The sequence below is a fragment of the Fructilactobacillus sp. X8R2C1 genome, from assembly GCF_059900955.1.
In genome coordinates this window covers 166,755-192,322 of sequence record NZ_JBWXVI010000003.1, presented here as the reverse complement: position 1 = coordinate 192,322, position 25,568 = coordinate 166,755, and the positions used below count along the sequence as shown (strand labels likewise).

At 34.9% G+C, this 25,568-nt stretch carries 19 protein-coding genes; 15 read left to right on the top strand and 4 right to left on the bottom strand.

Annotation, left to right across the window (positions count from 1 at the left end; translation table 11 throughout):
- The gene (locus tag AC6UD6_RS04860; protein WP_500695867.1) at positions 1-1,248 is read right to left on the bottom strand and encodes an MFS transporter; all 1,248 of its coding nucleotides are present in this window, start codon (positions 1,246-1,248) and stop codon (positions 1-3) included.
- Between the two features lie 349 nt (positions 1,249-1,597).
- On the opposite strand from AC6UD6_RS04860, the gene AC6UD6_RS04855 reads away from it, so the two are divergent.
- The 7 genes from AC6UD6_RS04855 to AC6UD6_RS04825 are packed head-to-tail and all read left to right on the top strand — an operon-like array spanning position 1,598 to position 11,549.
- Positions 1,598-4,117 carry a beta-ketoacyl [acyl carrier protein] synthase domain-containing protein gene (locus tag AC6UD6_RS04855; RefSeq protein ID WP_500695866.1) on the top strand — a complete coding sequence of 840 codons (2,520 nt, stop codon included), beginning with the start codon at positions 1,598-1,600 and terminating at the stop codon, positions 4,115-4,117.
- Between the two features lies 1 nt (position 4,118).
- On the top strand, positions 4,119-5,315 hold the full coding sequence (locus AC6UD6_RS04850) for an aminotransferase class I/II-fold pyridoxal phosphate-dependent enzyme (protein WP_500695865.1): 1,197 nt from the start codon (positions 4,119-4,121) through the stop codon (positions 5,313-5,315).
- Positions 5,316-5,327: 12 nt separating this feature from the next.
- A complete protein-coding gene (locus AC6UD6_RS04845) occupies positions 5,328-7,163 on the top strand; it encodes an ACP S-malonyltransferase (protein ID WP_500695864.1) in 1,836 nt (611 codons plus the stop codon).
- A complete protein-coding gene (locus AC6UD6_RS04840; RefSeq protein WP_500695863.1) occupies positions 7,156-9,723 on the top strand; it encodes an SDR family NAD(P)-dependent oxidoreductase in 2,568 nt (855 codons plus the stop codon). Before AC6UD6_RS04845 ends, AC6UD6_RS04840 begins: the two co-directional genes overlap by 8 nt.
- The gene (locus AC6UD6_RS04835; RefSeq protein WP_500695862.1) at positions 9,707-10,384 is read left to right on the top strand and encodes a 4'-phosphopantetheinyl transferase family protein; all 678 of its coding nucleotides are present in this window, start codon (positions 9,707-9,709) and stop codon (positions 10,382-10,384) included. The genes AC6UD6_RS04840 and AC6UD6_RS04835 overlap by 17 nt, the downstream gene beginning before the upstream one ends.
- 13 nt (positions 10,385-10,397) lie before the next feature.
- Entirely contained in the window at positions 10,398-10,994 is a 597-nt protein-coding gene (locus AC6UD6_RS04830; protein WP_500695861.1) for a TetR/AcrR family transcriptional regulator, read from the top strand.
- 3 nt (positions 10,995-10,997) lie between these two features.
- Entirely contained in the window at positions 10,998-11,549 is a 552-nt protein-coding gene (locus AC6UD6_RS04825; protein WP_500695860.1) for an NAD(P)H-dependent oxidoreductase, read from the top strand.
- A 191-nt stretch (positions 11,550-11,740) separates the two neighbouring features.
- Here the strand turns inward: AC6UD6_RS04825 and AC6UD6_RS04820 are convergent, their stop codons facing one another.
- The 3 genes from AC6UD6_RS04820 to zwf form a co-directional block, all read right to left on the bottom strand.
- Entirely contained in the window at positions 11,741-13,288 is a 1,548-nt protein-coding gene (locus AC6UD6_RS04820; protein ID WP_500694126.1) for a multicopper oxidase family protein, read from the bottom strand.
- Between the two features lie 136 nt (positions 13,289-13,424).
- Entirely contained in the window at positions 13,425-14,855 is a 1,431-nt protein-coding gene (gnd, locus tag AC6UD6_RS04815) for an NADP-dependent phosphogluconate dehydrogenase (RefSeq protein ID WP_500694125.1), read from the bottom strand.
- A gap of 106 nt (positions 14,856-14,961) precedes the next feature.
- Positions 14,962-16,437, bottom strand: a complete 1,476-nt coding sequence (gene zwf / locus AC6UD6_RS04810; protein ID WP_500695859.1) for a glucose-6-phosphate dehydrogenase — start codon at positions 16,435-16,437, stop codon at positions 14,962-14,964.
- A 721-nt stretch (positions 16,438-17,158) separates the two neighbouring features.
- On the opposite strand from zwf, the gene apf reads away from it, so the two are divergent.
- From apf to AC6UD6_RS04770, 8 genes are all read left to right on the top strand, one after another.
- The gene (gene apf / locus AC6UD6_RS04805) at positions 17,159-17,989 is read left to right on the top strand and encodes an aggregation-promoting factor (RefSeq protein ID WP_500695858.1); all 831 of its coding nucleotides are present in this window, start codon (positions 17,159-17,161) and stop codon (positions 17,987-17,989) included.
- Positions 17,990-18,315: 326 nt separating this feature from the next.
- The gene (locus AC6UD6_RS04800) at positions 18,316-18,990 is read left to right on the top strand and encodes a WxL domain-containing protein (protein WP_500695857.1); all 675 of its coding nucleotides are present in this window, start codon (positions 18,316-18,318) and stop codon (positions 18,988-18,990) included.
- A 117-nt stretch (positions 18,991-19,107) separates the two neighbouring features.
- A complete protein-coding gene (locus tag AC6UD6_RS04795) occupies positions 19,108-20,175 on the top strand; it encodes a DUF916 domain-containing protein (RefSeq protein WP_500695856.1) in 1,068 nt (355 codons plus the stop codon).
- Between the two features lie 20 nt (positions 20,176-20,195).
- Positions 20,196-20,597, top strand: coding sequence for an LPXTG cell wall anchor domain-containing protein (locus AC6UD6_RS04790; protein WP_500695855.1), 402 nt, complete (start codon positions 20,196-20,198; stop codon positions 20,595-20,597).
- Positions 20,598-20,604: 7 nt separating this feature from the next.
- Entirely contained in the window at positions 20,605-21,573 is a 969-nt protein-coding gene (locus AC6UD6_RS04785) for a WxL protein host-binding domain-containing protein (RefSeq protein ID WP_500695854.1), read from the top strand.
- A 6-nt stretch (positions 21,574-21,579) separates the two neighbouring features.
- Entirely contained in the window at positions 21,580-24,027 is a 2,448-nt protein-coding gene (locus tag AC6UD6_RS04780; RefSeq protein WP_500695853.1) for a hypothetical protein, read from the top strand.
- Positions 24,028-24,219: 192 nt separating this feature from the next.
- Positions 24,220-25,005: a TMEM175 family protein gene (locus AC6UD6_RS04775; protein ID WP_500694117.1), complete on the top strand. Its 786-nt coding sequence runs from the start codon at positions 24,220-24,222 to the stop codon at positions 25,003-25,005.
- Positions 25,006-25,138: 133 nt separating this feature from the next.
- Complete coding sequence (locus tag AC6UD6_RS04770; protein WP_500695852.1) at positions 25,139-25,519, top strand: hypothetical protein; 381 nt, start codon at positions 25,139-25,141, stop codon at positions 25,517-25,519.
- The last annotated feature ends 49 nt before the right edge of the window (positions 25,520-25,568 follow it).

Sequence of the window (25,568 nt, the reverse complement as noted above, 5' to 3'; positions counted from 1 at the left end):
TTATGCCACCTTTTCCGTGTTTTCTGATGTAGTGATGGGAGTCTTGTTTTCGTGTTTTAATTCCTTGATTGACAGCATGATTATGAAGCTAACGAGGTAAATCCCGCTCAAAAAGAGGATCACCGCCATGAGGTTAAAGCGATCCATCAAGAATCCAATCAGGACGGTGGAAAAGCTGCCGACACTTTTAGCAATACTCATGATGGTGTTGTTGGCCGTTGCCCGAATCTCGGTTGGGTAGAGCTTGCTGACGATGGTTCCATAACCACTATACATCCCGTCGGAACAGAAACCAACGATTCCACCACCGATGAGGAATTCCAACTTATTTTGCGCGATAATCAGTAAAAAGACTGAGGCAGCGGCGGCTAGTAGCCAGATGCCATACGCCAGACGACTGCCGAGGTGATCCTGAACGATCCCAAAACACATGATCCCAAGTGACATGCCGACGATGGTCGCAATCATCCAGAGGGAGGAACCGGCCACTGAGATGTGCATTCTTTCTTGAGCAATTGAGGGAAGCCAACTAATGAGACCGTTATAGCCGGCGATGTGAATCATGAACATAATCATGATTCTGACCGTTAGAAAGCATTCTTTCGGGGTGGCGAATAATTCGGTCCAGTGGCTGAAATCACGGTTAGGATCTTTTTCAATGGCGTTTCGGTTCTCGGTAAATTCTTTACTCTCGGGTAAGTGAAATCTGATAAACCAAGCTAAGATAACGGGAACGATCCCAATGAAGAAGAGGACGTGCCAACCAAAGTGGGGAAGAATAAAGGCAGATAGGAGGGAGGCAATAATTGAACCAATCTGACCGCAGACTCCAGCAGCGGCCGACAAGCGACCGAGATATTTCTTGGAGAAGGCCTCACTTAGCATGGTAATCGCAATACCATACTCACCAGAATTACCGATTCCGATGATGATGCGAAAGAGACATAGCATCCAGAACGAGTTGGTAAGTCCCATTCCGGCGGTTCCAATGGCATAGATGATGATCGTCCAGCAGAGGGTTTTGACCCTTCCATAACGGTCGGCGATTGCGCCAAAGCCAATCCCACCGAAAATTGATCCGATGGCGGTAATGGCTGGCAGTAAGCCACCCTGAGCCTTTGAGATGTTTAAGCTAATGATGATTGAAGCCAGTGCCAGTGACATAAACATGGCGTCCATTCGTTCTAGGATGAACCCAATCCCAGTTGACCACGTGATGCGCTTTTGATACTTTGTCAATTTTGGCATAAAAAAATTGTCCTCCCATTTAATTCTGCAGGGTCCAGATTCACCGCACAGAATAGCATGAGAACACAATCGTTCAATCATTATATGGATAACATGTTATGCTTGTGGCTTCTCTGAACCATTTAAAGCTCTATATTGTAATTAATATTATCATAAAGTTGATAAAATGCAATGCAGTTTTACTGAAATAAATTATGGTTATGAGATTAGTTATTAAATATACCAGTTTGTATTTAATTTAAAGAATTATTTTTCAGTTTTATGTTTATTATGCTTGTGTTTTATTCCAAAGTTAACTAGAATGATAAAAATAGTAAAGTGGACACTGTCCACGGAAGGAATATATATAATGAATGATGTATATGAACCAATTGCTATTGTAGGAATTGGTTGTGCTTATCCACCAGAAATTTTTAACGAAAAAGACTTTTTTGAATTTGTTAAAGGTGGAAAAAATGGAGTAAATGTTGTTAATGATTCTATATGGGATAAATCTAAGTATTATTCTTCAAATCATAGTGAAGATGACAAGACATATTGTGAAAAATCAGGATTCTTAAATAAAATGCCTATGGATTCTTTGCTTTTAAAAAAGTTTGATATAGATTTTGATTCTGTAAAAATGTTAAACAAAACTCAGCAATTGATGTTACATACCATATTAAGTGCTATTGACGCGACGGGATCTTCAGTTGATGATTTTAAAGATTCTTTATTGGTTGTAGGAAATATGTTAGGTGATGAAGCTTATGCAAATTTTGTCTTAGCTAAAAGGTATGTAGAATATTTTAAGATTGCTAAAGAATTTGGGATTAATTCATCTGATTTATTGAGCAAATTAAAGGATTCAATGTTTGATAAATTTATTAGTAAAAATATATCTCTTTTTAATATATTTCCATCTAATTTGCTTGCTGGTGTTACAAAAACACTTAATTTGAATTGTAATTCTTTTGTTCTTGATGGCGCTTGTTCGGGTAGTTTATTAGCTTTAGATGAAGCAATCAAAAACATTCATTTGGGTGAATGTAATAGTGCAATAGTTACTGGTGTATTGGGGAATATTGGAGTTACTGGAAATGTTGCGTTTTCTAAAATCGGAGCTTTATCCTCAACTACCGCAAATCCTCTAGACGAAAGTGCTGATGGATTAATTCCTGGTGAAGGATGTGGCACGGTCATTTTAAAGAAATTAACTGATGCAGAAAATGATGGCGATAATATATTGGGAGTTGTGTCAGGTTCTGGTGTCTCAAGTGATGGATCAGGTAAGTCGATTTATGCCCCTTCATCTGAAGGTCAATATAGAGCAATGAAAAAAAGTTTGTTGAGGAGCAACATTGATTTTAGTGATGTTGATTATGTTGAAATGCATGCTACTGGAACACCAGTTGGGGATAAAGTCGAATTAACAGCACTTGAACATTTAATGAATGAATATTTACGAAAAGATAAATTATATGTTGGCTCTATGAAGCATCAAATTGGCCATAGTTTTTCAGCAGCTGGGATGGCAAATTTATTTAAAGTATTGTTATATTTTGATGAACCTAATTATCCAATTACATTTGGATTTAATAAGTATCCAAGTGACTTAGACGATGATATAAAAAATAATATAGTTGTAGTTGATAAAAAGGTTGATTGGCTCAGTAAAAACAAAACACCTAAAACGGCAATGATAAATGCTTTTGGTTTTGGTGGTATTAATGCAAATATAATAGTTCAAAAGTATAAAGAAGGATATTTTAGTGAAGAACAAAAAGAGTCTAAATATGATGATGTATATCAAATAAATGGTATTGGTTTTGCATCTAGTAAATTTAAAGATGTTGATTCTTTTATTAAAAATAATGAAACTACTATTGATTTTCCATATTTAAAATATAAATTACCTCCAACCGTTGCTGAAAAGATTGATTATTCTCAAAAAATTGGCTTAATAGCGGCTAATGATGCTTTAATTGATGCAAAAAATAATTTATCAAAAATAAAACGGGATAGAATAGGATTATTTGTTGGAGGAATGCTTGGGCTTGAAAAAGCTTACTCTTATGATAGTAGGATTAGAAGTAAAGAACTATCTGAGTGTTTGCATCAATTAAATTCGAAAATTAATGATAGCACTCTAAATGAAATTGAAGGTAAATTTAAAAATTCTTTTACTAGTTTAAGCGAAGATAGTTTGCCTGGATTTATGGATAATATTGTTGCAGGAAGAATTTCTAATGCATTAAATATTCAAGGCTCTAATTTAGTTATCGATGCAGGTGATAGTTCTTTTGTTACAACTTTGCATCAAGCTATTAATAGTTTAAATATAGATGAATATGATGCAGTAGTTGTAGGTGCCGTTCATGCTAATACTGATGATAGTTATTTAGATTTAAAAGCAACAATTGAAAATAGTAAAGTGATTGACCCACAAAAATCAGCATGTTTTTTTGTAATTACCAAAAATACAACAAAAGATTCTAAATATGGGTACGTCACGAATCCTGTACCTTCCCATATTTCAAACAAAGATAACTCATTTAAATCTAAGTTTAGAAATTATTTAGGAACTCAAGATGCAGTAGAATTATTAACTTCCGTAATAAGTGATCCAGATACAAAAACTGAATTTCATACTAAATCTAATAATTATCAGAATTGGGAATATAATTTTTTGCCTAGAGTGACAAATATTCGTAAAGAAAAAATTGCTTTTTTTGATACTTATGATGCTTATAGTATTGAAGATATGATTAATAATAATAGTTTTTCAGAGAAATTATTAAATACGTCGAGAGTTGCAATTGTGTATAAATGTAAGAAAGATTTAATTGAAAAAAGTAGATTATATAAAAAAATTAAAAAGGGAGAATAGTATGAATATTTCAAATGGATTAGAAGAAAAAATTAATAACAATGTAAAAGATATAATTGAAGGGAAAAGAACTAAAAATTACGTATTTGAACCCTCGTTTGAATCTGCACAAGATGGGACATCTGTAATAAATAATAAGGATGTTGTCATGCTTACTTCTAATAATTATTTAGGTATGGCAACAGATGCGGATGTAGAAGAGAAAATGAAAGATGCTATTGATAAATATGGAAGTGGAACCTGTGGTGCAAGACTGCATAATGGAACAACTGATATGCATGTTGAATTAGAAAAGCAATGTGCCAAATTTTTTAATACTGAATCTGCGGTTATTTTAAGTTCTGGATTTATGGCAAATTTGGCTGCCATTTCATCTATAGCTGATGATGAAACATTAATTATTACTGATAAACTTAATCATGAAAGTATAGATGATGGAATTAAATTATCTGGTGCAACCGTAAGAATATTTGAACATAATAACATGGAAAAGTTAGAGTATATTCTTTCTAATAATGATGACTATGATAAAAAATTGATCATTGTTGAAGGTGTTTATTCTATGGGCGGTGATTTATGCCCACTAGATAAAGTCAATGAATTAGCAAAAAAATATAATGCAAGTGTTTTAGTCGATGAGGCGCATGCTTTTGGATTTATAGGTAAACATGGAAGAGGAGTTTCAGAATTATTTAATGTAGAGAAAGATGTACATATGAGGATGATAACTTTTAGTAAATCGGCGGCTACGGTTGGTGGATGTATTGCAACAGATAGAAAAACTGCTGAGTATATAAAGCATAATTCCAATCAATATATTTTTAATGCAAGCTTACCACCAACAATTATTGCTGGAACAATTGAATCTATTAAAAAAATCCAAACAGAAACATGGAGGAGAAAAAAATTATGGGAAAATACACTAAGGTTTAGACGTGGACTATTATCCATGGGATTAAATGTAATGGAAAGCACATCACCAATAATTCCTATATTTGTTGGTGATGATGTTCTAAACATGAAAATCACAAAAGAATTATTAGATAAAGGTGTCTATATAGCAACTGCAATATACCCAGCTGTTCCTCATAATTCGAGTAGGTTGAGAGCAACGATTACATCGTCATTAACAAATGCCGAAATTGATTATTCATTATCGACTATTAAAGCTGTTTTTAGTAGTAATGGATTACTTTAAGGGGTTTTGATAATGAAAGACAACACTTTATTAAAAAATAATGATATTTTGCAACGTATACCAAAAATATATAATAATATAGCATTTACTTTTCCTGGACATGGATCTCAATATAAAAAAATGTTTAAAGATTTTAACAATAGTATTTTTAAAAAATATTTAGCGCTAGGAGATAAATACTATCAGGAAGTATCACAAACTAATGACAAATTAAGCGATTTAATTAACACCCCTGCTATTAATTATTCTTATGTAATGCAACCAGCTATATTTATAGTTGAATATTCAATGTTTCAAACGATGATTAGTTATGGAATAAAACCAGATATTTTAATTGGCCATAGTTTAGGAGAAATATCTGCATTAGGTTGTGCAAATGTATTTTCTTTTAGAGACGGAATTGATATATGCTACAGAAGGGCTAAAATATTGAATTTCTTGCCCCAAACAAATAATGGAATAATGTTAAGTATCAATATGGATAAAGATTCAATTAAAAAAATACTTGATAGTTATCATATGGAAATATCTATTGTTAACGACAATCAACATGTTGTTACTTCAGATAATATTTTTAAAATTTTAAAATTAAGAAAATATTTGGATTCAAAGAAAATAAAATCATCTATAGTTAAAAGTCCATTCCCATTTCACTCAAAACTAATGGAGCCGGTAGTTGAAAAGTTTAAAAAGTCTATTACTGAATTTAAGTTTAATGAAATGAACTATAATATTTATTCGCCAATTTTACAAAGAGAGTTAACTAAAAGTGATATTAAAAATATTCCTGAAATTATTTCAAATAGTTTAATTAAAAAGTTTGATTTTGAGAAAAGCATTAAAGAGATTCATTATCAATATAAGGTAGGAATATTTGTAGAAATTGGATCAGGATATATATTGACTAATCTAGTAGATAATATTTTATCAGATTGTTATGTTTCAATTAATTTAAATTCTCCTAAAAGCGATGATAATTTAACGTTTTGTGAAGCAATAATACAAATTAAATTGAATTTAATTAAAGATCGTACAGAAATGGAAGGTAATAAATCAATGAATGAAAACGATAGTAAAATTACTGAGATCCAAAAAATAACTGGCTATCCGGAAAATGTCGTATTTGAAATGATTCATAGTAAATATGACAATATCAGCATAAAATATGCAGTTTCTCCGCAAGTAGCTAAAAAGATTCAGTCTATTATAGACCTTAATGATACAAATATTAATATTGGAAGTATAAGCAATTCAAGTTTAGAAAATGAAAGTATAGATAATAATGTAAAGAATGATGAAATAAAAAATGAAAGTGATACAAACATTGATGATCTTGTATTGAATACAATTGCATCGAAGACAGGGTACCCCAAAGAGGTTTTACAAAATGATGCTGAATTAGAGGCTGATTTGGGTATCGATTCAGTTAAAATCGGTGAAATAATAAATGAAATTTCTAAAAAAAGTAACATTGATATTACAAATCAAACAATTATTCCTAAATCTGTAGGAGATATAATTGATTTCTTTAATACTAACTTAAATAATACAGGTGAAATTAAATCTATTAAACATAATGATAAGAAGAATGACAAAGTAAAGGATAAAAATGGTACAAACATTGATGATCTTGTATTAAATACAATTGCATCGAAGACAGGATATCCTAAAGAAATTTTACAAAATGACGCAGAGTTGGAAGCGGACTTGGGCATTGATTCCGTAAAAATTGGCGAAATTGTAAATGAGATAGCTAAAGATTTAAACATTGATGATATTAACAATAATTCATCAGTTAAAACTGTTGATGATGTTATTGAGGCCTTTAAGGGAAAGTATTATGAATAAAGCTAATAGATATGAAGCAGTTACTATTCCATATTCAATAGTAGACGAAGATAGTAAGTTAAACTTGTATAATAAGAACATTATGGTTATTGGAAATAGTGATAATAAAGAGCTTTCCAGTAATTTGGTTATGTTATTAAGTAAAACGAATAATGTTGAATTTTGTTCATTTAGTTATAATACATCTGATGATGAATTGAAAAATTATTTTAAAGATAAAAGTAATTTCGACGTAATATTGAATATGAGTTCTTTTTTTACTAATTCAGATTTAAACGATACATTTAATAAATGGAATGACAAAGTTAATTATATTTACAATTGTGCATTTTATTCATCTAAATATAATTATGAAATGCTGAGTAATGGAGCCTGCTATATAGGACTAACTAATGTTGGCAATGCTTTTGGCATTGAAAAGGGTGGTAATACAAGTAATAGTTTAAGTGGAATTTTAACCGGATTTATTAAGGGATTAGAAAAAGAACTAAGGCCGATTAATTGTAAAGTTGTAGATTTCGATAGTGATTATATACATGATAATGATATTCTAGAAAAAACAATCATTTCTGAAATGACCTCATTTGGAAATAATATTGAGATAGCATACACGAAAAATGAGAGGAAAAAGGTAGTAACAATACCTGCAATTAAATTAAATAAAAGTAAAGATATTTCAATAAGTAAGAGCGATACAATCTTGTTTACTGGCGGTGGCAGAGGAATAACAAATAAAATATTAATTGGGATGTTAGAAAGGTACCAATGCGCTGCTGTTATAACTGGAAGAACTAAAATAACCGAAGAAACATATAAAATTGCAAGAATGAATGATGATGAATTAAATGATTATAAACGAAAATTCATGATGGATGAATTTAATAAACATAGTAAAGAATCACCTTTATATATGGCTAATGAATTTAATAAATTATTACATTCTAAAGAATTGTTAGAAAATTTAGAGTATTTGAAAAGTAATGGATATAATATTGATTATGTTTCGTGTGATTGTAGTAATGATGATGATGTTAACAATTTAAAGAAACGATTAATAAATAAAGGTATAGACATAAAAGGAATAGTTAATGGTGCAGGTCTGCCATCGTTTGGTAAGATAATCAATAAAAATGAGAAATTAGCTAATCAAGTTGTTACATTAAAAGCCAATTCTTTATTTTTATTGAATAAATATTTTATTAATGAGAATACAAAATTTGTAATTAGTATGGGATCCATTTCAGGAAGATTTGGTATGGATGGTCAAGCTGACTATTCCGCTGGCGCAGATGTTCTAGTTAAAATAACTAATGAATTAAAAGCAGTTAATTATAATTCTAATGCTATATTTAAAGTTATTGGTTGGCCTGCATGGGACAAAGTTGGAATGGCATCTAATTCAGATGTTATGGAAATTCAACAAAATCAGCGGGGATTAACTTATATTGATCCAACAGAAGGAGTAAGACATTTTTTAAATGAACTTAATGATGATGGAAATGGTTCAGAATATTTATATTTTGGAGAATTGGGTACAGAAAATATGCCTAAAGGGCAACTAGATTATATTAATTTAGGAAAATATAATTATAAAACTCAATTAGACGAGAATAATCATGTGGTAAACAAGATAAAGTATCCTTGGATTAACAAAATAAATAAATATAGCAACAAATTTATTGAGGGTCAGAAGAAAATAAATATTTCTGTTGATAAACATTTAGAAGAACATATTGTTAAAGGACAAAATGTTTTGGCAGGAGTTTTCCATGTTGAAATATGCGCCGAGCTAAGCAAGTTATTTTGTGATATTCACGATTTTGATGGGTTTGAAATAAACAAGATAAAGAACTTTAAATTTAATGAATTCGTTAAATTTTATAAACAAAATCCACTATTATTAAAATTTAGGCTTTTTTTAGTTAATAAAAGCAGTAATGAAATGATGTTTAAGTTTGAAATTAGATCTGATTTTATGAATTCAAATCATAAAGTATTGAGAGAAGATAGATTACATTCTAGTGGTGAGATAATTTTATCTAAGGAGAAAAAAGCTAAGAAGAAATTTCATCCTTATGATTATATATCCAATAAAGGGGTTAATATTGATCTTTCTAAATATTATCGTGTAGCAAAAGACAATATTTATTTTGGGAATGATTTTAAATATTTAAATAGTGTTGAGTTATTTAAGAATGATATTGGTATGGCTATGATGGAGGAAAAAGATGAAAGTGTAATTTTGAATGATATTAAAGATTATTATAGTCAAATAAATCCTATTGGCATTGATAATATAGGTCGAGTAATGTTATTAAATGAGTTTAATAATTATGGGAATTCTATAATACCTATAAATATTATTTATTCTGTCTTTTTTTCTAGAATGAATAAAAATAATGATTATAAAATTTTTTGTAAAAAAATCAATGATAGTAATGAATATGTTAAGTATATGGCAATTGTTGTGGATAATGATAACAATATTATGCTTGAAATACCTTGTATGAAATTAATTAAATTAGAAAAAAGTTTAAAAAACAATGAAATTATTGAGTAAAATAAGTAATAAAGTTGGTATATTTGAATCATTTGAATTTGATTATAATAGTAATATAAATTATCTGACCAAATTTTTAACTGAAAAAGAAATTAGATCTAAAAAACTCAACTCTTTATCTAAAGAGAGACAATTGTCTTATGTTTATAGTAGAATTCTTCTTAAATCAATCTTTCTAGAAATTAATGCTAAAAGTGAGTTTTCTAATATTGACATTGTAAATAGAGAAAATGGTAAGCCAATATTAATTTATAATGGGATAGTTAAAGATAAATATTTCATAAGTATCTCTCATTATTCCAATAAGGAATTTGTTGGAATAACTACGGTTAATTGTGGAATTGATTGTCAATTGGTATTAAAAAATAATCATAATTTTTTTGAATATTTTTGCAATAATGATGAAGAATTAAGATATTTTGAGATAGCAAAAAAAGAAATGAGTATTAATAAATATATGACAATTTTGTGGTGTATTAAAGAGAGTTGGATAAAGTTAACTAGTCATAAAGAGATAGTTTTACCTAGAAGCATAAAATTAAATATTGATAGTATTCGATATAGTCAAAAATTTTTGGTAGTTCATACTAGAATAAATAGTCAATGTCATACTGCAAGAATAATTTTTTTGAACAACTATTGTTATTGTGTTCTTTATTAAAAGCAGGAGTTTTATGGTTAAAAATAAAAAAGAATCTTTAAAATATGAAATGATAAAAAAGGGAGTTGAAATTGTTAAATCAGGTGGAATTGATAATGTTTCTTTAAGAAAAGTAGCTAGTTTATGTGGAGTCACGCATTCGAGTCCTTATAGGCATTTTAAAAATAAAAATGACTTTTTGAACTATGTAATACTTGAAATATCATCAATATTTGGAGCGTATCTTACAAAAAATATTTCCATTGAATCTAGTTATAAAAATATGCTTATAAATATGGGTTGTAAATTTGTTGAATTTTCAGTCAAATATCCAAAATTTTTTGATGCATTATTTTTAAGTGATTATGTCATACCAACAAAATCAGAAAATGAAGAATTAACATCTGATGTATCTTTACCTGGTTTTGATGAGTTTAAAGATATTGTCAATAAGTTTTCTTTAGAAAATAAAATCCATATGAAAAATAATATTGAAACAATGCAATTATGGAGTTTTATTATGGGTTTATCTATAATAATAGGACATCATAATATCCAAAGTTATGATAAGAATTGGACAAAGGTAATTATTTCTAAAATGGTAAATATATATATACTAGGAAGTAGGTAAATTTTGAAAACATTAATCGTTTATGCTCATCCATATAATAAAAGCTTTAATCACTCAGTTTTAGAAGCAATTGAGGATAAAAATAAAGGAAACTGTACTGTTATTGATTTATATAAAGATAAATTTAATCCTGTATATACTACTGATGAATTAAAGCTATTTAAATATGGTAAAACAACAGATCAATTAGTGGAAAAATATCAAAAAATGATTTTATCATCATCTAAAATTGTTTTTATATTCCCAATTTGGTGGAATGAAGCTCCGGCAATTATAAAGGGATTCTTTGATAAAGTTTTTAAATGTAAATTTTCATATACTGACACTAAATTTGGAATAAAAGGTAATATAAAAAATATTGAGAATGTTGAAGTTTACACTACATCTAAGTCTCCAACTTGGTATTTAAAACTATTTGCTGGTAATTATATAAGAAGAGTGTTTATAAAAAGTACATTAAAGCAAGTTGGAATTAATAATTGTCATTGGAGTAATTTAGGAAACATCAAAAAAATAGACAATATAAAGAGAAGTAAATATTTAAGTAAGATATAAATAACAATTATTTCTTAAATACGTATAATTTTATAGTATGATATATGGTACACATTCTTGTACCTTAAAAGACTTTGTTCGATATTTAATTGAGCTAAGTCTTTTTTTGTTTGAAAATTAAATTATCTTATGGATATTATTTTACCCACAAAAAAACAGCCGCATCACTGCAGCTGTTTTCCAATCTTTAATTAACACATGTGGATTCCCATCTTTTTGTATGAATTCATAGCGGGGATATCTAAGTCCTTCACCGGGATGCCCTCTTCTTTTGAAAGAGCGTTCAGTAGGGTATCCATGTTCATTAACTTGTACTTCTTGTGTGGATCATTCTTGTCATAAGCTTGAATTTGGAGCATCATGCCACCGTCTTCGTGTTCCGTGATGTGACAGTGATACATGTAAACACCAGGAAAGTCGAACTTAACTTGCAGGCGAACTACTTCACCAGGGTTAACCCCAATGGTGTCCTTCCAACCGTGTTCGTTTGGATAAGGATCACCACCGTTTCTGGAAAGTACTCGGAATTGAGTTCCGTGCATGTGGTAGGGGTGAACCATCCCACCATCCATTTCATTTGAGTTAGATACTTCCCAAATTCGTTCTTTGCCAACTTCTTGGCGATCGTCGATTCGTTGCATGTCAAACTTCTTGCCGTTGATTTCAACGGATTCGTCCATTCCAGACATAGCTGCCTTATGAACGGGAGCGTCCTTGTCAATTTTGGCAAATGGTGGCATGTCAACGAGGTGATCTGGGAGCTTGGTGTTGTCTGGTGCGAACTCATGAATCTTAAACGTCATGATGGGAACGTCGTCGGAGTAGAGTTGAACTTCATCACCGGGTTTATAACCACTGAAATCAACGATGACTTCATCACGTTCGGCACAAACCATCATGAGGTGTGTAAACTCGACTGGTTCAGGAAGAATTCCGCCATCAGAACCAATTTGGGTGAACTTTAGATCGTCATCAAAGTGAAGGCGCCATTCACGACGGTTGGAGCCGTCCAGGAATCTGAGTCGTACTCGTTGGGTAGTAACATCAAAGTAGGGGTTCACGGTACCATTAATCATGGCAGTTGGACCTTGAACACCGTCTGGATCGTAGTCTTCTCTGTAGTTTAGTTGGTTACCCTTGTGGAAATGACGGTCTTGTAGGACAACGGGAATGTCATCGACTCCGTAATTTCTTGGGAAAGGTAACTTGGATTCAATGTCGTCTTGAACAACCACTGGGGTTGCAAGACCCTTGTAGACTTGTTCAGAAGTTTCTGGACATGGATGAGCGTGCAACCACAATGTGGCAGCAGGCTGATCCACCGTAAACTCAATTTCACTGCTTTCACCAGGGTAAACTGGTGCGTGACAACCACCGTCAACGTATGGACCGGAAACATTTAGTCCGTGCCAATGAAAGGTGGTTAAAACTGGTAAGTCATTTTTTAAGGTCACATGCATGTGTTTACCCTCTTTTAAAATGATGGTCTTACCTAAAATACTAGCGTTGTAACCCCAAGTCTTTGTTTTTTCACCGGGTAAAATCTGAGTTTCACCTGGTTGAGCATCCACCGTGTACCACATGTCGGTATCGGTTTCTTTATCGGGCTTTAAAATTTCGGGGATGTTTAATTTGTGTTCTGGAACATCAGGCACCTTGAGTGGAATGTATCCACCGTCATGGGTGTTAAAAGCTGGTTCATCATAGAAATAATCATTGTATACTTTTCGTTCGGACATTGTCTTGTTCCTCCCTAATTGTTTAACTATCTACTACACCATCATAATACAGCTTTTTAGACTATAATGCTTGTTTGTTAGCTAAAAACATAGAAAAAGATCGACTATTAAAGTCGATCTTTTTAAAACGTTGATTTTATTGTTCTTTGTACCATGGGTAATGGAAGTTACCTGGACGGTCAGTACGTTCGTAAGTGTGAGCACCGAAGTAATCACGTTGTGCTTGAAGCAAGTTAGCTGGAAGTACTTGAGCTCTGTATGAGTCGAAGTATGAAACGGCAGCTGACAATGATGGAACAGGAATACCTGCTTCAGTAGCTAACGAAACGATCTCTCTAGCTGAGTCTTGGTACTTGTTAGCGATGTCTGAGAAGTATGGGTCCATTAACAAGTTAGTTAACTTAGGATCCTTATCAAAGGCATCAGTGATGTTTTGAAGGAATTGGGCACGAATAATGCATCCAGCACGCCAAATCTTAGCTAATTGGTCGTACTTCAAGTCCCAACCGTAGTGTTCTGAGGCCATTCGCATTTGTTCGAAACCTTGAGCATAACTCATGATTTTACCGAAGTATAATGCTTGGCGAGCCTTTTCAACGATTTCGTCGCTGTTAAACTTAGGTTCTTTGGCAGGACCATGAAGAACCTTTGAAGCAGCCATTCGTTCTTTTTTCATCATTGAGATGAAACGAGCGTAAACTGATTCGGTGATAACTGATTGAGGAGCACCAATGTCTAAAGCATCAATTGAACTCCACTTACCAGTACCCTTGTTAGCACCACGGTCTAAGATTGCGTCAACAATTGGCTTGTTCTTGTCGTCGCCTAAGTCATCTTTTCTAGTCAAGATGTCAGCAGTGATTTCGATCAAGTATGAGTTTAACTCACCCTTGTTCCAATCTTTGAAGATTTTAGCAAGGTCATCAACTGAGTAACCAGCAGCATTTCTCAAAAGGTTAAAGGTTTCATCGATTAATTCCTCGTCACCGTATTCGATACCATTGTGGACCATCTTTACATAGTGACCAGCACCGTTAGGGCCAATGTAAGCAACACATGGTTCGCCATCTTCGGCCTTAGCAGCAATCTTTTCAAGGATTGGAGCAACACGGTCGTAGGCTTCTTTTTGACCACCGGGCATTAGTGAAGGGCCTTTAAGAGCTCCAAGTTCACCACCAGAAACACCCATTCCGATAAAGTTAATACCTGACTTAGCAAGTTTTTCACTTCGAGCCATAGTATCGTGGAAGTTAGTGTTACCACCGTCAATAAGAGTGTCACCCTTATCAAGTAATGGTAATAGTTCAGCAATAACGGCATCAGTTGGCTTTCCAGCTTTAACCATCAATAAGATCGTACGAGGTTTTTGAATTGATTCAACGAAATCCTTAACGTTGTAACTTGGAATCAAGTGTTTGTCACCGTGATCCTTCATTACTTGTTCAGTCTTACTTGCAGTACGGTTATAAATTGCAACTGTGTAACCGCGACTTTCAATGTTGAGGGCAAGGTTCTTACCCATAACAGCCATACCAACAACACCAATGTTTGCTTTTTTATCAGCCATAATATACCTTCCTTTTCGAATATATATGTTAATTCATTACACTAGTAGTTTACCATTTCACATTAGAATTGTGAAATAGAAACTTCAAATTTTGTAAGCACTTTCTTTACTTTTCAGCAGGGAAGTACCAACTGTGACCATCTCGAGCTAATAACTCGTCTGCTGCCTTTGGTCCCATTGAGCCTGGTTCGTAGTTAGGAAAATCAGGTTTGGTTTCGTCCCAGTACTTCTGAATGGGATCAACGTACTTCCAAGCGGCGGCAACTTCTGGCCAGCTTGCAAAGTTGGTGTGATCACCATTTAAGATGTCATGGAAAAGACGCTCGTATGGTTGAGGAACTTCTGAAGCCCGAGCATCATTTTGTAGGTAACTAAGGTCGATGGTTTCGGTATGGAAACCTTGTTTGGAATCCTTGACGTTGACTCTCAGTGTAATTCCACCGCGAGGGTCAATTAAAATTGAGAGGACGTTGGTTTTAAGAGTATCTGGCAAACCGGCTTTACTGAAGATGTTGTTAATGTCTTTTTTGAAGACAATATCAACTCTAGTGGCTTTGGTTTTTAACTTCTTACCAGTTCGAACGTAGAAAGGAGTGCCCTCCCATCTAGAAAGATTGTAAGTTACTTTTCCGGCAACAAAGGTATCATTATTAGAATCGTGTGGAACGTCTGGCTCGTCACGGTAGGCGGCTGAACCACTACCAGCTCCATATTGACCACGAACAAAGTTCTCTTTGACACCCTCAGTATTGTAGAAGTTCATACTTTCAAGGGTTTTGACCTTGGTAGCACGAACGTCAGTATCAACAAATGATTCTGGCTTATCCATTGCAAGGAGGGTCATGATTTGCATGGTATGGTTTTGAATCATATCACGTAAAGCACCGGCTGTGTCGTAATATCCGGCACGGTCTTCTACGCCAAGTTTTTCGGATAGGGTGATCTGGACGTTATCAATGTAGTTGTGGTTCCAAACGGCATCGATGATGGGGTTACCAAATCGAATAACTGGGATACTTTGAACCATTTCTTTGCCTAAATAATGATCGATGCGAAAGATTTGGTCTTCCTTAAACGCAGCGGTTAATTCATCATTTAATTTTTCAGCAGATTCATAGTCCCGACCGAATGGTTTTTCAATTACCAAGCGGTTAAAGCCACCATTGTCTGAAAGAACGTGTTGTTCCTTCAGATTTTTAGCAACGATTCCAAAGAATCTTGGGGCCATTGAAACATAAAAGATCCGATTACCATTAAGTTCGTATTTCTTGTCAAGTTCGTCGGCTAATTTACTCAAGGCCTGATAATGTTCCACGTTGGTAACATCATGAGATCTGAAGTAAAAATGACTAGCAAACTCTTCAGCTTGTTCTTGATTATCTGCTTCTGACGAGATGGAATCTAAAACCATTTTTTGAAATTCCTCATCGGTGTGGGGTCGTCTAGCTAACCCAAGCAGTGCAAAATGATTGTCAATACTGCCCTTTTTGTAAAGTTCAAATAAGGCTGGATATAACTTTCGCAAAGCAAGGTCACCAGTGCCACCGAAAAGCATGAATAATGCACGGTTAGCAGTTGCCATTAATACTCACTCCTTTTAATAATTATAGTTATTCGTATACAAGACCAATTATATAACACTACTGCTACCAAAAAAAGTGGTTTATTCCTTATTGTTCCACATATGAAAGCGCTATCTAAAGTATCCCTAACTTGACGCATTTCTTCATTATAAATAGTTTAAAATAATTTTTTGATTGCCAAATTGGTACAGGTCATAAAGTGGTTGGCCGTAAAAAAAGGCTGATAATTTAAACGACATAAAAAAGTTTTCTACCATAATAATGGAGAATCGATGGTTAAAAATAAAATGGTAGTGGAAAATTCAAAGCGGGAAACAGTGATGATGTGAATCTAATGATCGTTAGATTCACATAGTAGAAACAGGTCAAAAAAGGGAAAATTAGGTTGAATTGACCTAAAAATATGGTTGTCAACCTTTTTTTGAAGTGATTTTGAAGAAATTGAAGGGAATATATGGCAAAAAAACGAGTAAAAATTACAAAATGATACAGGAAACACTCAATAATTCGGTGATTTTTAGGGTTATGTTGCAAAACATGTTACTTATGTTACAAAATAACAAAAATCGGCGATTTTTTTAAACACTGTGTTATTTGTGTGTAATGTTTTCCGTTTAGTATATACATTGTTGATTGATACAGGAGATCAACGAATTTAAAAAACAGAAAACCGGAAAACGAAAATTAGTTAAGAAATTTAGATTAGGAGTGATTATTATTATGAAGTCAAAAAGTATCAAGGCCGTAGTTTTATCAAGTGCCGCAGCATTAGGTTTATTAGCAGTAGGTGCTAACACCACCCACGCTTCAACAAACGTTACAGTTAAATCAGGTGACACTGTTTCAGAAATTGCTCAACAATACAAAGTTTCTACTAACCAAATCGCCAAAGCTAACCATTTACAAAATGTTGACCAAATCTCAGTTGGACAAAGATTAGTAATCCCAACTGGTGTTACTGTTCCAAATGCAGTATCACAACCAGCACAAACTACTGGTTACCAAGCACCAAAGACTACTCCAGCTGTTAAAGCTCCAGTTGCTAAGGTTGCACAACCTGTACAACAACCAGTTGCTGCTCAACCAGCACCAAAGGCTCAAGTACAAGCCCCAGCCCCAGTAGCACCAAAAGCTCAAGCTCCCGTACAACAAGCCCCAGCTCCACAGCAACAAGCTAATACTCAACCAACCCAATCACCAAAGGCTAATGTACAAGCATCAACTCAAAAGAGTACTCCAGCCCCAGCAGCACCACGAACTAACCAAAGAACTTACGCTGTACAAACTAACACTGTTAAACCAGCTAACGTTAACTATTCAAGCAACGGTGGTGATGATGCAGCCAAAGCTTGGATCACTGCACGTGAATCAGGCGGCTCATACACTGCTTCAAATGGTAACTACTACGGTAAGTACCAATTATCTAAGTCATACTTAAATGGTGACTACTCAGCTGCTAACCAAGATCGAGTTGCTAACCAATACGTAACTTCACGTTATGGTTCATGGTCAGGTGCCCAATCATTCTGGCAATCACACGGTTGGTACTAAGATAATTTATACTAACTAATTAAGAAGAATTAATTGAAGTCACGGTGATCGAAAGGTCATCGTGATTTTTTTAGCTTGAAAAATAATCCGTTTATAAGTTATACTAATAGTAGACTTTTGCATGAAGCCAGGATTCTATTTGGATATTGTGAAAAGAAGTGGGTGTTGTGAAGTTTTCCCTATTTTTATTGCACAAGGATTTTATTCTATGGTATAATGTCTTTGTGAAAGATGTTATTAGATTGCGTGTCTGTGGTGCTTTATCACCATTACAAACATACAATTTATTAGCAATAAAATAATATATTTTTTGGAGGTAGTTTTTTATGGAAGCAAATATTGGTAAGAAATTAGTTTTAGGTGTGGCATCATTAGCAGCCGTTTTAGGTTTGTCAATGGCCGTTGGTAATGTTAATGCAAATGCCGATGCTGTAAATGGCGACACTAGCTCAACTCCTAATGACACTACTGGTTCAGTATCAGAAAAGTCAAATGCTCACGTTCAAGTAAGAACCGGATACTTAACTTTATCAGAAGTTCCAGATTTAAACTTCGGTGAAGCAGCTAACAACCCTAACCCACAATTCGGGATTCCGTTGCATGATAACCAAACCGGTAATGGTAAGCCACAATTAGTGGTTGTTGATGGTCGTGCCGTTAAAGACCAACCAAATGGTGCTGGTTGGAGTGTCTCAGCTGCTTTAGGTCAATTTAATGATCAACCTGGTAATGGTTGGGGTGTTCAATTAAATCAAACCGCTTATAAAAATAGTACTGGCAGTACCGCTGAAGTTAATACTCCATTGCTTCAAGCCGGATCTAACAATTCTACCCAAGTTCTTTCAGCTAATGCTGGTCAAGGTTTAGGATCAACTTCAGTTAACTACTCAAAGAGTACTGACGCTAGTTTGAACATGCCAGCTAACGTTACTCCAGCTGATTACAACGCACAAATTACTTGGACTCTTAACGCACAAGGCCCACAAAACCCAACTAACTAATAGTTCTCTTTACGGGTGTGTATTGTATAACCAAGAAGACAGACCACGTACGGTTTGTCTTCTTTTTAGTAAATTAGAAAATTAATTAAGTAGGACGTGATTGTAATTTTATCAAGGTTGAAGAAATTCTGGTTACCGTTTTTACTTGCCGTTGCAACCATTCTTTTGATGATTCCGATACTTGGAACCTTAAAAACAAATGCAGCCCAAGGTCCATCAATTGCGGTTAAACCGAATTACACTAAGAATCAAATTAAGCAAGATGGAGTGATTTTTGTTCAAACTAAGCCGGGTCAAACCCAACAAATTAGTTTAAGCATCGTTAATTTATCCAAGTCACCCCAGTCCTTTAGCATTGAACCAACAACTGCTTTTACTTCCGGTGGTGGTGCCATTGCGCTCAATCCGACTAATAAGTTTCCGACTGATAAAACTTTGAAGTATAAATTCAAGGATTTAGTCCAAGGAGACAAGAAGCAGACGATTAACTTAGCTCCTAACAAGGGAACCAACGTTAACTTTAACGTAAAAGCTCCTGACAAGACCTATCAAGGTGTCATCATGGGTGGACTGTACGTTAGTCCACAATTACCACCTTCCGCAGCTAAGTTAAGGGGAGTCAGCGTTAATAATAAGTTTGCTTTAGCAATGCCCGTCTATCTTCGTGACAACACTAATCAAACCATTAAACCAAAGCTTACGGCTCAAGGCATTAAACCGGGGAAGGTAGCTAATGAACCGGTGATTTATACTAAGTTAGCGAACGAAAAGCCCACGACGGTTAGTCAAATGCATTTAAAAGACAAGATTTACCGAAAGAGTAATCCGAAGAAGGTCTTGAGTAAGGCCAACCAGAGTGGCTTAAGTATGGCGCCTAATTCCAACTTTAATTTTATGAATAATTTTGGCAAAAACGCGTTGTTACCTGGTAATTATCATTTTAGTTTGCAGGCTTCAGACATTAACGGAAACAAGTGGGATATTGAAAAAGATTTCCATATTTCAATTGCTCAGGCAGCAATTAATAATGCTAATAAAAACTGGTGGTGGATCATCCTATTGATTATCTTGTTAATCTTAATCTTGATCTTATGCTACGTTTTGTACCGTCAACACAAAAAACAAAAGGATTTGATTGACGCACAGCAAGCAGAACTTGATAAAAGAAACGATCAATCTAAATAACTAGGTTGGGAGATGTACAAATGCGAATACAATGTTCTAAGTTTTTAAGGATGGTACTGTTAACTGGATTAACTATTTTAATAGCCGTTGGGTTAGAAGCGAATGCAGCTTCGTTTGCGAAGAGTGAATCTAATTCAAATACCACAATTCGAATTGGTAGAAACGTAACTCCAGCACCCAATGGACAGGGTGGTCAGCCTGAAGACATGTCTAATAAAACCCCAGGTCCCTCTAAATCAGAAGGCACTAAAATTCCGCCAACCATTGCTGTTAGTGGAGAGCAACAAGGTACGTTACCTCAAACAGGACAAATGCTTCAATGGGGCACGATGGTAGCCGGAGTGATTTTTCTCTTTATCGCTTTTCTGATTATATTAAACCGTCATTTCATTAAAAAATTAGAATTGAAGAATTCGAAATAAAATTCAAATGCGAAAACTAATTAAAATTATAATTTTAGTTGGAGTTTTGTTGATTGAACTGTTTGTGCCAATGACTTCCCAGGCCAATTCGGATGATTATCCGTCATTTTCTGCCACGCCAGTTTTGGGTGGACTCCCGCTTCAAAAGGGCAAAGAGTATTTTGCGATTCAAGCTAAACCGAATCGGGAATACCAGCTTCCGCTTCTTTTGAAAAATCATGGAGACCGTCCCATTAAAATTAGGTTAACGCTGAATAATGCAACGACCACGTCGAGTGGCAGTATTTCATACGCTAATCCAAGCGTGCTTAAAAATGATCAGAATTCGGTTTCTAGACAAGTTGTTGGAAAACTTAAAAGAGAAGTGAATTTGGCTCCGGATGCAAGTAAGGTAGTCAATTACCAAATCAGGACAAATTCACGAGTTATGGGAACAGAACTTGCTGGCATTACTGCTACTGGAGTGGTTCCTTCCGTTTCAAACGAGAAGGTTAACAGTTTAGCCAGTTACGTTATTGGAGTTTCGTTAAGTGGACAGGATGGATTGAAATTAGATCGTTTAAAAATTTCAAACATTGAGAGTGGAAATTATGATGGATTAAATGCGTTTAAAGTTACGATTAAGAATAATTACCCACAGCTGATTCAACATGCGAGGGTGCGAGTCAAAGTTTTTCATAACGAAAAATTGGATACGATAAAGGAATATTCGGATGTCAGTATTGCCCCGAATACTCCTTTGGTGTGGACAATTCCCTATCAAAAATTGCAGCCTGGTAGGTATCGGATGGATGTTATGATCCATTCTGACAAGCAAACGGTTCGATTGCACAAGACGTTTACCCCACTAAAGTTATCAAACCAAGTAGAGTCATACGTACCGGTTTTAATTGCGGTATTTTTGACCATCGAAATTTGGATTATTTTTTGGATTTGTCGGATGTTCTATCACAAAAAGAAAAATAAAAAGAATTGAGAAAAAATGAGAATAAAAAGAGAAGTACTTTATAAGCTATTAATAGGAGTGGTTTGTACTGCTGTATTTATGATTTGTGGCGCAATGATGAGTGTTAGGGCGGATCCAGATAATCCGTATAACATTCCTGCACCACCAGAATCAGGTCCGTCAATGGATGAATTTATGTTTGCTGGGATTCAACCGAATGAAAGCGTTCAAAAAAGATATCCCAACGTTCAGGTGGTAACTGATAATACTGGTGATGATCATTCTGCTCAAACCATGTGGTGGAAGAACCAAGTTGATTTACAAAAACCGTTTACAATTAAGTTTTACGTTTATATGAAAAACCCGAAAAAAGTTAAAACATTAGCTGATGGACTGACCTTTACCCTGCAAAATGACAATCCAAATGCCATCGGATCATCGGGTGAATCACTCGGTTCATATGGAAACGTCCGAACCGCTTCAAAGGCAATTGACAATGATCATGTTAATCCTAAAAAGGCATATTTGAGGACCCAATTTATTCACAATGCTTTATCGTTTGAGTTTGATCCATACTACAACGGAGATTATAGTGACCATAAATTGCCACGAAAGATTCCACATACGGCGTTCATTTACCCAAATGAATTCACTGGTCCATTTGACTGGCACGATAAAGATCATATTGGAATCAATCACCATGATTATAGTCAGACGCCATCTTTAACGGCTAATCAGGGAACATGGATCCCGGTGACTTACAAGTGGATGCCTAATGACTGGCAACCAGATAGTAACGCCAGGTCGGATCATGCCACCGCAACGGTTACTTATAATGATCCCAAGTCTGGTCACTCAATTGACGGAATTGATCAGCATACCACTACTGAAAATGTTCCTTTGAGCCAATTTCAAGGTGACTACGCATGGTGGGGATTTACTGGTGCAACTGGTGCGTTGAACATGGTCAGTGCCATTGCCAATACCGAAATTCCTCAGATTCCTGGGGTTAAAAAATTAGTTTGTGATTTAAGTGCACTTCAACGTGAGGGGAAGTATAAGGATATTAATCCCTACGATAGTGATACCGGTGCCGCAAATGACATGATTAAGGAAATCGATCCAAGTGAATTTAAGGACCTTGTCACTAACGCTAAGGTTGGAGACGTGATGCTTTATAAGGTCGATACCTACAACTACAAAGATAATGGTTTAGGAAATACCTGGGATAACGTTAAGGTTACGGATGACATGACCAATCTAGGGATGCGTGGTCTGGACGATAACGATCAAATTGTGGCGGAATACCCCAACGGAATTGAACCCATCGACGATGATGGGAAACCTGACTCGGTTGGATTTCGAACGATTATTACTGATCCAGATCCTAATACTAAGCAGAATACGGTAACCGCTAAGGGAAGTAACTTTACGGCACCGGATGACGGAGTGGTTAAGTCAAGTCAGGCGACCGTCGAAATGTCGAATAACCCGTACGACAACGTTAAACCACGGGTTATTTTACAAAACCAGATGTCAAATGACGGTGGTAATACTTGGACCAATAATCTGACCGACGTCAAAGACGGAAGTGAGGTTCAGTACAAGATTTCCCTTCATAACATGATTGAAGGCACGCAGTTTAAAGATGGTTCGTATTCATTTGTGGTTCCAAGTATTAAAGACATCAAGAACATTGATGTTAACGGAGAACCAATTAGTAATAGTGATTATACGGTAAGTGACACCACCGATTATGAGATTAGTGGGAAAGACTCCAACTCTAACTTTAAGAACGCTAAGAAGATTACGATTAAGAATCTTCCAGACATGAATGGTCGAGAGGTAACTAATATTACCGCTGACCTTCAGCTTGGGGACAATAATCCTGATAATATGAGTTCAATCCCTGAATTGACGGGAACCGATCGCAACCAGGATTCACTTAAGTTTCAAGGACGAAAAGAGACCTATAATTTCTACAATGGATCGGTTGTTTTGAATCAACCGCAGGATTTAGACTACGGCTTTCAAAATGACTACTTCTTTAAGGATCAGTACATGCAACCAAGAAACCTTGGCAAGAAAAAGACCCCGATTGACATCAACAAAGGGTACGAGGTTGCTAGTTTAACCGATGATCGTCGTGTTAAGAGTCCGTACAGTGTCTGGCTCTCTCAGGAGAATACTCCTGAAAATCCACATGAGATTGGGAGGCCCGGGTCACCATTTTCACTGGCTTACTTTGCCTTAAACAGCAAGCAACCAACCATTTTGAATCCAGGAACTGGCAACGTCCAGGTTTACAACTATCCTGGAAAAAAGGAAGATGGTAAGATTACGACTCCAATTAAATGGAATGCTAATCAAGGACTTGATTTAAGGATGAACCAGAGTGGAAGTGCCGTCGGTAGTACCGGAGGATATGACGCTACGCTTAACTGGAGCATCAAGTATGGTTCAAAAGATAGTGGAACACCATAAGGACGGTCAATCAGTGATCGCGGTTATGATATGTTTTGCCAAATGAAAGGCTATCAAGGACTTGATAGCCTTTTTTGTTGCATGTAAATTTAAACATGACGGTGGTAAATGTGAAGCGCTTTTTTGATGTGCTTAAAATCTCCATAATGGCGTGCTATAATTAGCGTAAATCTATCAAAGTGAGGAAACGTTATGGGTGAAATCAAGAAAAAAATGAAAGATCGACTTGATGCCTTCAGTGACGCCATTATTGCCATCATTATTACCGTGATGGTGTTGGAACTGCCGATTGAGAAAATGGGTGGAAACGTTGAGTATCTGGTTCTATTTCGTGCCATTGGAATTTATGCCGTTAGTTTTTGTTTTGTTGGGAACTTGTGGTACCAGCATGCACAAGTATTCAACGATACCGAAAAAGTCGCCAACAAGACGGTTGTCATGGACCTGGTGTTCCTCTTTTTCATGTCGTTAATTCCAACTTTTACAAAGCTTATGACCGACGATACATCGCAAATCACGGTGATGCTTTATGGCACTCTTTCACTAATTTTATTGGTGGTCTTTCGCATCATTGTGTCGCAAATTGCGGAAGTCAAGTACCGAAAGCACTCCAAGCAACATGAAGTTTTCAACTATATTTTTGCCAGAAACTTTAACTATTCAATCGCGGCGTACGTCATTTTGATTATTTTGGCGTTTTTCTTTCCTAGAATTGCTTTGACTTTATTTATCATTATCCCAATTTGGTCGTTTATTGAAAACAGCCACGAGCACGGGACCTTGAACTTGGCTAATCAAGGAATGGAAGAGGGCCAGGTTAATTTAACCGAATCGGTTAAAAATTTGACAGCTGATCAGAAAAAATCCTTAAAAGCCAAGTTAGCTTCGACGATTAAGGCGTCAAAGGGTACTGATGATGAGAAAGAAAAGCATGAGATTTGGACCCAGTTTGCCAAGTGGGCCGCTGATCAGAGGTAAAACTTAAAGCATTGCTATAAAATATTTTTAGGGATTGATGTCAATGAACAAACGATGTCAGTCCCTTTTTTCTTCAACATTTTCTTTCAAAGTTAAATATATGTTAAAATTTATCTAAAGGTAGGTGTTAAATATGGAGAAAAACGCATTTACTAGTCGTATCAGTTTACTGTGGACGGCCATGGCCATGATTTTATTTGGCACTAGTGTGGTTGAAGGCATCCAAGAGATTATCTATGGTTTTCCCATTGGTTTCATTGACTGGATTTTAATTATTTTAAGTGCCCTCTGTATCATTATTTGGGCTGTCACTTTATTTATTAAGAATCCAGCAATGGAGATTGCGGGTGAAATTACTCCAAAGCAACGTATTTGGGGTGGGATTGTGACCCTGCTTGTGTTTCTTTTGGTAATAATTGGAATTTCTCATCTTTCCGTCATGTGGACTGATTTAATCCTGATTCTAGGGTTTATTGGCTTTTTACTTAACGAAGTATGGACGTTTAAAGATTAAAATTTTTGATAATTAAATCTGAAAAAAATCCATTCCAATGTTGAATTGG

Bases quoted from the DNA above. Each gene is read 5' to 3' on its own strand.
- AC6UD6_RS04860 (WP_500695867.1), bottom strand. From the start codon at position 1,248: ATGCCAAAATTGACAAAGTATCAAAAGCGCATCACGTGGTCAACTGGG.
- AC6UD6_RS04855 (WP_500695866.1), top strand. From the start codon at position 1,598: ATGAATGATGTATATGAACCAATTGCTATTGTAGGAATTGGTTGTGCT.
- AC6UD6_RS04850 (WP_500695865.1), top strand. From the start codon at position 4,119: ATGAATATTTCAAATGGATTAGAAGAAAAAATTAATAACAATGTAAAA.
- AC6UD6_RS04845 (WP_500695864.1), top strand. From the start codon at position 5,328: ATGAAAGACAACACTTTATTAAAAAATAATGATATTTTGCAACGTATA.
- AC6UD6_RS04840 (WP_500695863.1), top strand. From the start codon at position 7,156: ATGAATAAAGCTAATAGATATGAAGCAGTTACTATTCCATATTCAATA.
- AC6UD6_RS04835 (WP_500695862.1), top strand. From the start codon at position 9,707: ATGAAATTATTGAGTAAAATAAGTAATAAAGTTGGTATATTTGAATCA.
- AC6UD6_RS04830 (WP_500695861.1), top strand. From the start codon at position 10,398: ATGGTTAAAAATAAAAAAGAATCTTTAAAATATGAAATGATAAAAAAG.
- AC6UD6_RS04820 (WP_500694126.1), bottom strand. From the start codon at position 13,288: ATGTCCGAACGAAAAGTATACAATGATTATTTCTATGATGAACCAGCT.
- gnd (WP_500694125.1), bottom strand. From the start codon at position 14,855: ATGGCTGATAAAAAAGCAAACATTGGTGTTGTTGGTATGGCTGTTATG.
- zwf (WP_500695859.1), bottom strand. From the start codon at position 16,437: ATGGCAACTGCTAACCGTGCATTATTCATGCTTTTCGGTGGCACTGGT.
- apf (WP_500695858.1), top strand. From the start codon at position 17,159: ATGAAGTCAAAAAGTATCAAGGCCGTAGTTTTATCAAGTGCCGCAGCA.
- AC6UD6_RS04800 (WP_500695857.1), top strand. From the start codon at position 18,316: ATGGAAGCAAATATTGGTAAGAAATTAGTTTTAGGTGTGGCATCATTA.
- AC6UD6_RS04790 (WP_500695855.1), top strand. From the start codon at position 20,196: ATGCGAATACAATGTTCTAAGTTTTTAAGGATGGTACTGTTAACTGGA.
- AC6UD6_RS04785 (WP_500695854.1), top strand. From the start codon at position 20,605: ATGCGAAAACTAATTAAAATTATAATTTTAGTTGGAGTTTTGTTGATT.
- AC6UD6_RS04780 (WP_500695853.1), top strand. From the start codon at position 21,580: ATGAGAATAAAAAGAGAAGTACTTTATAAGCTATTAATAGGAGTGGTT.
- AC6UD6_RS04775 (WP_500694117.1), top strand. From the start codon at position 24,220: ATGGGTGAAATCAAGAAAAAAATGAAAGATCGACTTGATGCCTTCAGT.
- AC6UD6_RS04770 (WP_500695852.1), top strand. From the start codon at position 25,139: ATGGAGAAAAACGCATTTACTAGTCGTATCAGTTTACTGTGGACGGCC.